Origin of the sequence: Clostridium sp. Marseille-Q5894, assembly GCF_946902305.1 — a bacterium.
Taxonomy (GTDB): Bacteria; Bacillota_I; Bacilli_A; order Erysipelotrichales; family Coprobacillaceae; genus Thomasclavelia.
Genome location: NZ_CAMPPT010000006.1, coordinates 107,724 through 120,959 on the forward strand (window position 1 = coordinate 107,724; position 13,236 = coordinate 120,959).

Genomic DNA, 13,236 nt, shown 5'->3' on the forward strand with positions numbered 1-13,236 from the left:
AATTATATTTAACTGAATATGTAAAATAATCTATAATTTACATGAATAATTAATCTAATCCCATTATTATCAAAATCTTGGTTATTAAAATGATAAAGAAATTGAATTAAAATTCTAAAATCTTTAAATCATATATTTAATCAAGATTCTTTTTATTGACATTAATTTCAAATGTAGTACATTGCTATTTAAGGTACTCAACAAGGGAGGTAAACAGATGATATATGATTTTGAAACCCTAATCAATCGTAGTACTAAAGGTTCATGCAAATGGGATGAAATGAAGATAATCAGTGCTAATATTCCTAATAATATTGCGCCATTATCAGTAGCTGATGTTGATATTCCTTTAGCTCCTGAAATTAGAGATGGGTTAATTGAATTTTTAAAAAATGATGTTGTTTTGGGATATACTAATCCCACTGATAAATATTATCAAGCTGTAATAAACTGGATGAAAAAAAGACATAATTATGAAATAAAAAAAGACTGGATCGTTATTTCAAATGGAATCGTACCAGCATTATTTGATGCTGTATCCGCATTTACAAATGAAAATGATGGTGTAATAGTATTTACACCTGTATACTATCCTTTCTATCAAGCCATCAAAATAAATAATCGTCAAATCGTAAAATGTCCATTAATTAATCAAGATACCAGCTATACAATAGACTTTGAAAAATTTGAAACACTAGCTAAAAAACAAGAAAATAAGCTATTAATTTTATGCAATCCTCACAATCCAGTGGGACGCGTCTGGCAAAAAGCAGAATTGGAAAAACTAGCAAGAATATGTTTAGATAATAACCTTATTCTTGTTAGTGATGAAATTCATGAAGATTTAATTATGCCTGGCTTTAAGCATTATCCTATTGCTACTTTAAATGATGAGATTGCTAATATTACTATTACATGTACTGCTCCAAGTAAAAGTTTTAATTTAGCGGGGTTACAAGGATCAAATATTATTATTAGAAATCCTGATTTAAAAAATAAATTTATTTTACAGCAAGAAAAAAGATGTTTTCACAGCTTAAATACAATGGCTTATGAAGCTACAATTTTAGCTTATAATAAAGGTGAAAACTGGTTAGAAGAATTTAAGAAATTGATTGCAAAAAATTATCGATTATTAGTTGATTTTATTGATCAAAATATACCACAAGTCAAAGTATATCCTTTACAAGGAACTTATTTAGCATGGTTGGATTTTAGAGCATTTGGTTACAATTATCAAGAATTAGAGAAGAAAATGTTTAATGCTAATTTATATTTAGATGAAGGATATCTTTTTGGTCAAGAAGGTGAAGGATTTGAAAGGATAAATATTGCTTGTCCTACTGCTGTTCTACTTGAAGCCTTGGAACGTTTAAAAAAAGAATTTGCTTAAAACAGGTTATAAAACCTGTTTTTATATTAATAGTTAACCATAACAGTTATTTAAGTTCTATATATAAATGGCAATTTAATACTTATTTGCTTCTTGATAAAATATCTTCGCATATTCATAACTAATATTTGGAAGTTTGTTGTTTATATACAGTCATGTTATTTATTTAAATAATCTAAACAAATTAACTAGAAATACAATTTAAATTAAAGGATAAACCGTACTTCAGTTTATCCTTTACATGCCTCTTATATTTATTCACTTATAATTAGTACTCTAACTTATCTTCTTCCTGCACCTACGTGCTAAAGATAAAATACGAAGTATTCCAGCACGTACATAAAAGAAATCACACCACAAATGTACATATAAAATATATTTTTTATCTGTTACAGAAATAAATTTTCCATCTCTAGTAATTCCAGTTAATACACCAATAATCATATCATCAGTAATTCCATATTCTTTAATATAACAATTGTCTCCACAAATGATATAGTCATTATCTCGAACCTTTAAAATACGATGTAAAACTAGTTTTCCATTTGCACGTCGATACAAAGGTACATCATATTTGTTTAACCTTCCATTTGTCTTTTCGATTAAAATAATATCTTTTCTTTGACGTAACAAAGGCATCATAGAATAGCCAACAACTGTAGTAATACAACTTCCATGATCTGCAATCTCTTTAGCAATATCTACATTACGTATCATTCAAGAAAACCTGCTTTTTCAAATTCACTAATAATGTTATCTACATCTTTTTCCACAATCTCACGTTCAACCTCATATTTTTTTAAAATATTAATAATAATTTCTTCTCTAGTTGTATCTTGTAATAATAAATTCGCAATATATGCTGCAGTCTTATTATTACGAACGATTCCTCTAAATTCTTTACTTGCTTCTCCTGTTGCAACCATAACTGTTTCCCCAGCCATTTCTTGTATAACAAAACCATCTTTTAACTTCATTTCAATTCTTTCCCTTTCTAATTTTATTTAGATCTATTGATTTCATAGTTTTATAAGCCAATTCTACTGCCTCTTGAGATATATTACAACCCATTTTATATAATGGAACAGACTTTAATAATTTATCTGTTAATTTCAAAGTTTGAAGATATGCTTGAGAATCATCAATAGGATGATAAATCTGCTGCATTATTGCTACAAGTGCTTCGCTTTCATCTATTCTTTCTATGTGATTTTCTTTTGCCTGGTGTAATATACATATTCCCTGTAAAGGAACGCTTGTATTTTTACTTAAATGATGTTTTCCATCCCAAGGTGTGCCATATGCAATAACTGTTTCTCCTATTTTTAATAACGGTTTATCATCATTAACCATATATGCATGCTCTTTAAACTTTTCCATCCATAATCGGGTATGTGTTGATTTCCCTGTTCCACTTGGAGCAGTAAAAAGATAGCCTTTTTCATCTACTGCTATTACAGAACCATGAAAAAGTAAAACATCATATCGTGGCATGATTGTAGCAATTTTACGATACACTGCAAGTGTTTCTAAATAAGCATCAGAAAAGTGGCGTGTACTTATTCCTTGTTTTTCATCTTCTTGGGCCGATTTGATTCGTTCACTATTAATATCAGTCTCTTCTATTTTTATAGAGAAATCAGCTGTTTCATTGGATAAATAATCTTGACAAAAATGCCTCGTTTCTAAATATAGTGCAGATATATTAATAATCTTTTCAGCTAATTTTATTTTAAAATCGTACATTATTTTCCCCTTTTTACTATTTTAAATATTTGTTCATATATTCTTTATCGTATTTAGAAATTTTAGTTTCCATGAAATCTATCTGTTTTTGATAATCACTTTCTATATCTCGACGTAATACTTTCGTTTTTTGCTCTTTAATAAACCCAAACTTATTCAAACTAATATCTTTAGCCTCTTCTATGATAACTTCCTATTAATCATTGACTATTCATTAAACTATATCATTTTAATTATCCAAAACTTTTTACATTTCTTAATAGTATTATTAATCATAAAATCTCTTTATTACTCAAAAATGACAACCAATATAGACAATGTTTCATTTTTAATATCATGATAATATATTAATTACCCCTAATTTTTTTCATAACATCAAATTCATTATTTTTTGACAATTACTAAGTTTACTTATTTTAATTAGTCACTAGATAATAAATTCAAATTATTAATATAGCTAAAATTTCCTCTAATCAATTTCAAAAATTAATCATGTTATCCTTTACAATCCATTTTATTTTTTAGCAATATAAAATAATTTCAAAAACCTATTAAATAACTAATTTTATAAAATTATAGCTAGGTATATCAAATCATATTTAATTATATTAAAAAATTTTATAATACAACAAGAATACATTCACACTATGAATTTAAATTACCAAATGAATATGAAAAAAGATACAGGTTAGCTAAGACCAATAAAGCAAATAAAAATTATTTGACAAATTTCGTAATTTAAGTTAGCCACAACTCTGTCATAGAGACACTTTTATTTTTTTCTTATTATAAACTTTAATTCACTAAAAAACTTTCCTGGTCTTAATACTATTGAATTTATAATTCTGTATACTGTAAAAAACGGAATCAAATATGTATGTCGATAAAGTATGGGATATGAATCTTTATACTCTTCTTTAGATAAAAATAACCGCTTTTTCATGTATTTCAGCTTCTTTATTTTATCACAACCTTCTTGTCGATCATATGTCCTTTCAAAAAAGTTCATTACATTTCCATATGTCCCACTCATAATCATATAAATTAATAAATTCTCATCATCTTCATCTAGTGACATTTCACTAAAGCAGGCTAAAGACAATTTTTTCAGTTTATTATGAAAAACATCTAAACCCATTAATTTCATTTCATGATCAATATATTTCCAGTCCAATTCATCTTTTTTCTTCTCTAAAAAAACATACAAATCAATTAAACACCTAATACCACAGCCAGAATTATCAAAATGTTTATATGTATGAGCAATCATATAAATATACTCATCCTCATCTAAATAATAAAATTCATATTTATCATCAGAACATCGTTTTGCTTTAAACCAAGGATCTTCATAATAATCATGAAACTTTTGTCCAGAAATAAACAGATGCCGATGCATTTCAAAATTAAACATTGGCTTTTTTTTAAAAACATCAGCATTACCACGTGTTATTTGACATTTATAGCCCCTCTTCATCATAATATTTACTAAAATCTTTTGTGCAGATTTTATGTTTTTTTCTTTCTCTTTTTCATTTTTACCTAATCGACAATAATAACCATTTTCCATTCCAACAAAACCATAAATAATATCATTATCAGCCATAAATCGCATTCCTGGTAAAGGATAGTAATCAACTAATTTTGCTCCTTTAATTGGCAGATATGATAATTTATTTTTTTCCATTTCCTGGCATATCGCCTTTCTTTCATTTTCAAAAAGAAATTGATAATAAACCGTTCTATCATAGTCCTTTTTCCAATCATCCATGATTTTTGATGGAATACCCTGTATATATTTAACTCCTAAATACGTAATTCCTTCTACATGATTATACTTTGATAAATAGTAAATAATATTCCATAGACGTTCACTTTTTTCAAGATTTATTTTTTCTTGACCTAATGAAGCTTTGATTAAATATATCAGAGCATAGCTAGCCTCTTTATATTCGTCTATTGATATTTTATTATCCACAACCTTCATTCCTTCCAGTTATAATGTTAATATTATCCAGTTATCTTTTTCATATGCTTCTTACTATACGACCAATTTTAAATCTTAATTTCATAAAAACAGCTCGTAAAGGATAGATAAAACACCAAAATTTATAGTAACTAACATATCGTATATCATCTATCCTAATTAATCTTTCACCACGATAAAAAGAAGCTAAAATACCAATAACTTGACTATCTAAAACAAATTCATCATAAAGACAATTATCCCCTCTAATCAAATAACCATTTTCTAACACCTTAACAACTCTATGTAAAACATAATTATTTTCTCTTTTATACAATAGAACATCATACTTTTTTAAACAACTATTTACAGGATATATCACAACTGTATCCTTTCTATTTCTTAACATTGGAAACATACTCGCACCAGAAGTTGTACTTACAAAATATCCTTCTTTTTCTAATACAGACTCTATCTTATTCATTTAAAAGAAATCCTGCTTTATCCATTTTATCTATCATTTGACGAACATCAAATTCAGCCTTATTTTTATCCACATCGTACTTATCTAAAAGTTTTGAAATAATTAACTCTTCAGATAAACCATCACTAATACCTTCCCAAATGATTTTACCAGTTTGATTCAATTTTATCATCCCGTAAAAATCTTGACTCGCTTCACCAGTTGCAACAACAACGGTTTGATTACCAATATCTCTTAAAACAAAACCCTCTTTAATCTTCATAATATAATCTCCTAATTTGGTTTAATTAACAGTACCAATCTATTTCTTGTATATATTAACATAATTTTCAACAAAGAACAATTCACCTCTTACTTATAGGATATTATTTATTACTCTCTAATAAATAATACCCCATAAGTTTCTATTTTAAAAGAATTATGTTAGAATCAAATAAAGAAATGAGATGATCCGTCTTTAAAAGTTAGCACCATATTTGTTTAGAAGTCATTTTTCATATTATCTTAAAATATAGTATTTATGTGATTTTTTTGTTTATAAACTATTTTCATTTTTTATTTTTGTTATAATAATGGTGTTATATATTGGAGGATTTCCATGGCTTATTTTTTAAACATTTCTAAACAGCAGTCTCGTACTTTTCTTGACATAGTACCAAAGTTTAGACAGCGTCTTTAGAAAGTCCACAAAAATCAGTTTAGTATTTCCCATAGATGAAAGTTTATTTAAATCACTATATTTGGCACAAGAAAAATCACTGCTGAATGGAATATACCATATAGCAACTGGGGCATTACATATTCCAGTCTTCAAATCATATTTGAAGATAGGATATAATAGATCATTGACAACAGTTATGACTATGATAATATTATAAAAAAAGAGGCAATAAGCTAATGTTATTTTAACTTAATGACATTGGCTTACTGCCTCTTTTTACATAGTTATTTAATTATTTATAATTCAACATCATGTTCATCTGAATCGATAATTTTTTCTTTCTCATTTTTATCTATATACAATTCTTCATTATCCAGCACATAATTTGTCTTTAACAAAAGGTTGGAGAAAAATTTATATAAAAAGCTTTTATCTTCATATACATCTATACTTATATCACGATAGTTTGCCCTAACAAGAGCATTTCGAAAATACTTCGAATTATCTTTAAATATTTCATTATTCATTTTTCCCAAGCCAAGATACTGAATATACTTTTGAATAAATAAAGCAGTTGTTCTTGTATTTCCTTCTCCAAAAGGATGTATTTGCCATACATTTGATGTAAAAGCTACAAGATGTGATACTATTTCATCAGTAGACTTATTAGAATAGTCATAATTTCTTTCTTCATTAAAATCATATTTCAATGTATCTTTTATTAAAAAATGATTAGTATATGCAACTGAAGCACCATTTATAATTGGTTCCGATTTAGATATATTATAATCTCTAAAGTTACCTATATATTTTCTTGAAATGCCTATATCAAGACCGTCAAATAAATACTTATGATATATACGGTAAGTATTATAATCAAATCTAAATGAGTTATCACTTAAAAGCTGAACCAGCCTAACTGAAACTATATCAGCCTCTTGTTCACTTAGATTATTTTTTGATTCAGGACGGACGTTATAATATTCCTTAATTTCTTTTTCTACATCATCATATGTTTTTTTCCCATTAATATTTTCCGTAGCTAAATCTATCATATATTTTGATGGTTTAAGGTTGTCAACTTCCTGCAATCCAAACGCAATATTCCAATATAATTGTTTAAGCTTTCCATCTTCTGTTTCAGATATTATTTCATACTTAAATTCTTCATACTTTTCATTATAATTTTGCATATTCCCTCCATTAACCAACTATAAAAAGAAATTTCTATTTATTTTAAATCATCGATTTTATTATATCATTTTTAAGAATCAAAATAATATATATTATATTATTTAAATTTATAAAATAACCTAATAATTCTTAATAATCACTTCTTATCTTATTCTTATACAAGAATTTCCAAAAAAAGTTAAATTGCTCCTTTTTACATCCTGGTACTTTTTCTTGACATAGTACCAAGTTAAAATCATTTCTTTGATTCGTTCTTTATGCAATTGCTGATGGGACTTTTTACGATGTTTCCATGATTTAAAACCGCTTCTGGAAATATTTAATATTTTGCTTACTGCTCTAATCGAAACTTTATCTGAATCTGCTGTTTTTTTAATATAATCATTCAATGCTCTATAAAGAACACTTACTGGCTGTTGAGAATGTTCATAGCCTTTTTTAATATTTCAACAGCATCTCTTAAATCCTTGTTTTTTTTAATCTTGTCAGTTCTTTTGCATCATCACTGGAATAATTACCAGAACCCCTAAATACCTTACTTTCATCATCATTGTTTGATGAATATTCTTTGATCCAGCGATGAATAGAACTCAATGAGATTCCAAAATTATTTGCTGCTTCTTCCATAGTAAGCTCAAGATGATAAAAAGTGAACTGGATGCCAGACCAGTATACTTACAAAAAGAAAACAGTATCAAAGGGTATTTCTTTATATGTTATACAACTGTGCTGTTGACAAGACTGCTTCAATTCAAAGTACTAAACAATTCATATTCTGCAAATGAAATATGCCGATTCATGAAAGAATTCAAAATCGTTAAAATCAATGAAAACAGATATATTAATATGCTAAGATCTTCAAAATTAATTACTAATCTAGCTGTAATATTAAACCAGTCAATTACAAATTATTATCTTACAGATAAACAAATAAAAATGATGCAAACTCGATAATTGACGAATTAGCACCTTTTTTATTTAAAACCGCTAAAGCCAGGTTAGATATGTTAACATAATTCTCAACAAAAAACAATTCACCTCTTACTTATGGAATATGATTTATTGGAAAGCAATAAATAATATCCCATAAGTTTTTATTTCAAAAGAATTATGTTAAAATCAAATAAAGAAATGAGATGATTATTTATGTATAAATTTATTATTAAATTAGCAAATTTACGAATTCAAATAAATTGTTATTATCATTATTGTTTTAATATGTGTCAAGATTATATCGTTGAAGGAAAACAATTTGATTTTGAAATAACAGTTAATGAAAATGAATTAATGAAAGAAAAAAAGAATTTTAATGATTTTAATATCGGATATATTGAGAGTTTAACAGTTTATCGTCTAATTGCCGAAAAAATCCCATTATATAACCGGTTTCTTATGCATGGAGCTGTCATAACATATGATGAAATGGGATTTATGTTTATTGCTCCTAGTGGCACTGGTAAAAGTACTCATATTAAATTATGGAAAAAATATCTTGGTAAGCATGTTGATATAGTTAATGGCGATAAACCAATATTATCTATTGAAAATGATAAAATATATGCATACGGTACGCCATGGTGCGGTAAAGAAAGATGGCATAAAAATCGTAGAACTAGATTAAATGGTGTATGTTTTATAACCCAAGGAAAGAGCAATACCACAAAAATAATTGATATCAATAAACATTTTTTTAAATTAATGAAACAAGTATACTTATCAACAGATTCTACTTCTATGAACTATATATTTGATTGCATTAATCAATTTATAAAAGAGGTTCCTTTCTATACACTAGAATGTGATATATCTGAAGAAGCTGTAAAAAGTAGCTTTGAAGCTTTAACAAATTTATCTTATGATGAGTTTAAAATCAATAAAAACGAATAATGTATGCAATAAATTATCTTACACACAAAAAGTGGTTATTTTGAACCACTTTTTATATACCAATAAATTCATAACTAATTACTCTTCAAACTCTACTTCCGTATCAGCTTGACCAGGATCTGTTTGATCGTCATCTGATTCATGTATCTCTTGATGAGGATTCAATTTTATATCTGATGTCGTTTCATCATTTTCCTTTTGAATATTTTGATCTGATTGCTTATTATTCTTTGTTTCAACTTTATTTTCAATGTTATTAGAATCAATAGAGATATTACTACTTTTAAAGTTCATAAACAAAAGCACTATTACCAATCCTGCAACTATAACAATAACACCTACTATTATTCTTCTGTTTTTCACTATCATTTGCTTACCCCCTTTTACTTTTAATAAAAATTAAACAAAAAGAGATGAATAATACATCTCTTTTATCATATAAAATTACCATTCTCCAAAATCATCTTCATTATCACCTGGTCCAGGTAATTCACTTGTCGTAATAACACTTTCATCTATAAAAACAATCTCTAAATTAGGTTCTTCATACAAATCTTTTTGTTTCATAAACTTTCCTCTTTTCTATACTATTCTGTTTCATCAGAATTTTGATTTTCATATGTACTAATCAATTGTTCTATATATGTTTTTTGTTCTTCAGTGATTGAATTAGATAGAAGCATGCTATGAGCTACAGTTTTAGCAGATTGTTTATTTACATCACCTATATTTTGCTTAACATCAATTGGAACTGCATCCTCACATGTCGCTACAAATTGAGCATAAATAGATCTTTCATAACCACCATTAATAACTGGTACATTATTGATAACTAGATTAGCTGTGTAAGTTCCATCTCCATTTTCACTCCATTTTGTAGCAGTAACTGTTCTATTTAAATTATCTTCACTAGTTCCCCAATTCCAATACAATTCAACATTATCAATAGTACATCCTTCTGGAAGAGCAAATGTATATGAAAAACGCATATTTACTTTTTCAAAAGTATCTTTTGTCAATAATGACCCACCAATATACTTTATAGAAACAGCAGACTTCATTGTATAATTTCCATCATCAGCTATTTGAGATACAAATCCATTTGCACATGCATAATCAGGCACCACTCTATCAAATGTACCACCTGATACCTTGATTGAAGCAACTTTATCATCTTTACAAATGTAATTTTCACCATTACTCTTACTTTCAATTGCCTGTAATTCCCCTTTAACTACAGCGTCTTTAGAGATTTTAAGAACAGGTGCATTTTCTGCAGGACCATTATCATAATAATTCCATGCTCTAATATAATCTCCATCTCCACGACCAATTGTACCACCAGTTATATTCAATTCTGCTGTACTATCATCATAAGTAAAGACAACAACTGAACCTGCAATTATACCACCTGTAACTTCAGTGTTTGTCCAGCATTGTAATGCATAACTCTTGTCAGAATATATTTCACCACCAGTAATTATAGTAAGTCCAGATTCGTTTTTAACAGCAATACCATCTGGCTGACTTATAGTACCACCGTTTATTGTTAATGTAGCATTTTCATTTACTCTTTCACTATTAACTAATAGTGAGCTCACATTAGAATTATTACTAATAGTACCACCATTAACAGTTAAATCTCCATTATTTTGGATCGTGTAGTTACCAAAAGTATCATTATCACCACGTTTAATATTACCATCTTTAATTGTACAAGTACCGTTATTAACTAGAGCGATACCACCACGACCAACAGTTTCTTCACCAGTATCTGTACCACCCATAATTGTTCCAGTTTTAGTATCACTAGAATCTGTAATTGTCAATGTTCCATTATTAGTAAGAACATTTCCCATCTTACCTTTACTATCTTTAACACCTGTTAATGTATATCCATTCAAATCTAAAATTATTTCTTTATTTGCAGGAATAGTAATACATTCTGTTATATCTCCTAATAATTTTACTTTTTTACCACCAGCAATAGCATTTTGTAATGTTTGATAATATTTTTGTTCTCCTTCACTTGCATTAACTACTTCAGCTGCAAAATTAGTAACTTTCCAAGCACCTTCTTCTCCAGCAATTGTATATCCAGGAGCTAAATAGCTATAACTTGGCTTATGATTAAATATACCACCTGATATTAATATTTTAATTTTATTAGCATTGGTAGTAGTAGTATCATCAGCACGTCCTCCAGCTACTATAGGATGGTCAATGTTTGTATTAGTAAAATTACCACCTTTAATATTTATCGCAATAGAATTTTCACCATCATCATTAGTGTAAGTAGCATTAATACTTGCACGATTTCCTTCAATATTTCCACCAGTAATATCTACTGTAGTATTTCCATGAACACGAATAACGTCACTTCCAGTAGTTGTAATAGTACCATTCGTTACACTTAATTTTACATTTTCAATATTTAATCCAAATGAGTTCCCTTGAACTTTTCCACCATTAATTGCTACAGTTCCAGCTTCTGCATATACAGCAATACCAGCAGCTATTTCACCACCATCGATAGTAATAGTACCATTATAATTTTTATCTGTTCTAATACCATTACTAGCACTAGTAATTTTTCCACCAGTTACATTTAATAAACCATATCCATTCATATAAACAGCATGTTTATTTCCAGTATTTTCAATTGTTCCTGACTCAATATTCAAAGACCCTGTAGAATAAATTGTAATTTTTTCACTTTTAATTCTACCTGTACTCTCAAGTGACGTATCACAAATCGTCAACAAGCTTTCATTACGTAAAAAGAAACTGTCATTGTCTGATTGATCAGCTTGTGATATAGTATATCCATTTAAATCTAAAGTAACATTATTTGTTTTAAATCTTATAACATCCACTAATTCAATATTACTCATTAATTTAATAGTTTCACCACTTTGTACCTTTTCAACTGCCTCTTCTAGAGTTGGATATTCAGTACCCCCAATATTAGCAACATAATTAGTAGTTGAATCGTTCTCCCCTTCTAATGCTTTTACATTTAAGCTATCCCCCGCATGAATACTTACACACAAAGAAAAAACCATCGTTATTACAAGAAATAAGCTTAATATTTTTGTAAATTTATTTTTTATTCTCATCACTTTCTCCTCCTCGTATAAATTGACCACATTACATAACATAAACAAAAGAATGTAAGTATTTATACCTTTCATTGTATTCCCCAGGTAGGTATTTGTCAAGAAAGAATTCTTTAAGTTACAGTCCCTCTGATTCAAATATGATAATGTTACAACTAGTTAGAACATTATCAAAAAATATGTTAAACTGTTCTCTCATTTATGGGAGATTGTTTATGAAAATCCAACTGATTCGTCAAAGACTGATTGATCTGTTTAAGTCTCCTGATTTCCTTTCGCAACACTTCATTTTCTAAGATTTCCTGACAGTAAAACTCATAAAAATTCATATTAGATCTAGCCAAGATGATCAAATACTATTAAACAGCAAAGAAAAAAGAGCTGTTCAAGCAAACAATGTCATTAAGTTAATTTGACATTAAATAAACCAGAGATAAAAACGTTGTATGTTTTATCTCTGATTTTAATTTTTTATACACGAAAAAGTGTAGTATTGATACTACATTGTCAAAAATATATAATTATATATGTCAATCAAGTCTATAAATAAAGTATTCAGCTGGTCTACATCTAACATTGCGGGGGCTAGAGCGACCTGGTCTGATAGGTTCTATTTCTTTAGCTATGGTTGATTCGATATCAGGTGGATGTTTTCCACCTTTTTTGTATTTCAAGAATTCTCTTATATTATGAAAAGCCCTAGTAAAATTGATTTGATATGAATATTTTCTCTCCTTTTTAGAAGTTTTTGGTTTTATCTGTCTCATAATTCTTTCTGTAAAATTA

General features: G+C 27.8%; 16 protein-coding genes. 3 read left to right on the plus strand and 13 right to left on the minus strand.

Translation table 11 applies throughout. The features are described from left to right. The first annotated feature begins 217 nt into the window (after positions 1-217). Entirely contained in the window at positions 218-1,393 is a 1,176-nt protein-coding gene (locus OC535_RS10250) for a MalY/PatB family protein (protein ID WP_498823745.1), read from the plus strand. A gap of 276 nt (positions 1,394-1,669) precedes the next feature. Here OC535_RS10250 and OC535_RS10255 read toward each other — a convergent pair whose 3' ends face one another. The 10 genes from OC535_RS10255 to OC535_RS10300 all read right to left on the minus strand — a co-directional run bounded on the left by OC535_RS10255 (position 1,670) and on the right by OC535_RS10300 (position 8,071). Further along, the gene (locus tag OC535_RS10255) at positions 1,670-2,110 is read right to left on the minus strand and encodes a S24/S26 family peptidase (RefSeq protein WP_227053417.1); all 441 of its coding nucleotides are present in this window, start codon (positions 2,108-2,110) and stop codon (positions 1,670-1,672) included. Next, the gene (locus OC535_RS10260; RefSeq protein ID WP_227053416.1) at positions 2,107-2,370 is read right to left on the minus strand and encodes a PqqD family protein; all 264 of its coding nucleotides are present in this window, start codon (positions 2,368-2,370) and stop codon (positions 2,107-2,109) included. Before OC535_RS10260 ends, OC535_RS10255 begins: the two co-directional genes overlap by 4 nt. A gap of 1 nt (position 2,371) precedes the next feature. Further along, positions 2,372-3,139: a hypothetical protein gene (locus OC535_RS10265; protein WP_498823746.1), complete on the minus strand. Its 768-nt coding sequence runs from the start codon at positions 3,137-3,139 to the stop codon at positions 2,372-2,374. Between the two features lie 16 nt (positions 3,140-3,155). Then, a complete protein-coding gene (locus OC535_RS10270) occupies positions 3,156-3,299 on the minus strand; it encodes a hypothetical protein (protein ID WP_498823747.1) in 144 nt (47 codons plus the stop codon). Positions 3,300-3,911: 612 nt separating this feature from the next. Further along, the gene (locus tag OC535_RS10275) at positions 3,912-5,117 is read right to left on the minus strand and encodes a nucleotidyltransferase domain-containing protein (RefSeq protein ID WP_227053414.1); all 1,206 of its coding nucleotides are present in this window, start codon (positions 5,115-5,117) and stop codon (positions 3,912-3,914) included. 49 nt (positions 5,118-5,166) lie between these two features. Next, complete coding sequence (locus tag OC535_RS10280) at positions 5,167-5,589, minus strand: hypothetical protein (RefSeq protein WP_227053413.1); 423 nt, start codon at positions 5,587-5,589, stop codon at positions 5,167-5,169. Beyond that, positions 5,582-5,851, minus strand: coding sequence for a PqqD family protein (locus OC535_RS10285; protein WP_227053412.1), 270 nt, complete (start codon positions 5,849-5,851; stop codon positions 5,582-5,584). Before OC535_RS10285 ends, OC535_RS10280 begins: the two co-directional genes overlap by 8 nt. 695 nt (positions 5,852-6,546) lie before the next feature. Then, positions 6,547-7,443 carry a Fic family protein gene (locus tag OC535_RS10290; protein WP_227053411.1) on the minus strand — a complete coding sequence of 299 codons (897 nt, stop codon included), beginning with the start codon at positions 7,441-7,443 and terminating at the stop codon, positions 6,547-6,549. A 144-nt stretch (positions 7,444-7,587) separates the two neighbouring features. Continuing rightward, positions 7,588-7,833: a hypothetical protein gene (locus OC535_RS10295; protein WP_498823748.1), complete on the minus strand. Its 246-nt coding sequence runs from the start codon at positions 7,831-7,833 to the stop codon at positions 7,588-7,590. A gap of 70 nt (positions 7,834-7,903) precedes the next feature. Further along, the gene (locus OC535_RS10300) at positions 7,904-8,071 is read right to left on the minus strand and encodes a transposase (RefSeq protein ID WP_498823749.1); all 168 of its coding nucleotides are present in this window, start codon (positions 8,069-8,071) and stop codon (positions 7,904-7,906) included. A gap of 12 nt (positions 8,072-8,083) precedes the next feature. Here OC535_RS10300 and OC535_RS10305 point away from each other — a divergent pair, with 12 nt between their 5' ends. Together OC535_RS10305 and OC535_RS10310 are read left to right on the plus strand one after the other, a co-directional pair. Continuing rightward, the gene (locus OC535_RS10305; RefSeq protein ID WP_498823750.1) at positions 8,084-8,398 is read left to right on the plus strand and encodes a hypothetical protein; all 315 of its coding nucleotides are present in this window, start codon (positions 8,084-8,086) and stop codon (positions 8,396-8,398) included. 192 nt (positions 8,399-8,590) lie between these two features. Further along, positions 8,591-9,331 (plus strand): hypothetical protein, encoded by a 741-nt coding sequence (locus OC535_RS10310; RefSeq protein ID WP_498823751.1) that lies wholly within the window; start codon positions 8,591-8,593, stop codon positions 9,329-9,331. A gap of 78 nt (positions 9,332-9,409) precedes the next feature. Here OC535_RS10310 and OC535_RS10315 read toward each other — a convergent pair whose 3' ends face one another. The 3 genes from OC535_RS10315 to OC535_RS10325 all read right to left on the minus strand — a co-directional run bounded on the left by OC535_RS10315 (position 9,410) and on the right by OC535_RS10325 (position 12,450). Then, positions 9,410-9,700 carry a hypothetical protein gene (locus OC535_RS10315; RefSeq protein ID WP_498823752.1) on the minus strand — a complete coding sequence of 97 codons (291 nt, stop codon included), beginning with the start codon at positions 9,698-9,700 and terminating at the stop codon, positions 9,410-9,412. 75 nt (positions 9,701-9,775) lie between these two features. Next, positions 9,776-9,898 (minus strand): hypothetical protein, encoded by a 123-nt coding sequence (locus tag OC535_RS10320; RefSeq protein ID WP_498823753.1) that lies wholly within the window; start codon positions 9,896-9,898, stop codon positions 9,776-9,778. A 20-nt stretch (positions 9,899-9,918) separates the two neighbouring features. Next, positions 9,919-12,450 carry an autotransporter outer membrane beta-barrel domain-containing protein gene (locus tag OC535_RS10325; protein ID WP_498823754.1) on the minus strand — a complete coding sequence of 844 codons (2,532 nt, stop codon included), beginning with the start codon at positions 12,448-12,450 and terminating at the stop codon, positions 9,919-9,921. Between the last annotated feature and the right edge of the window lie 786 nt (positions 12,451-13,236).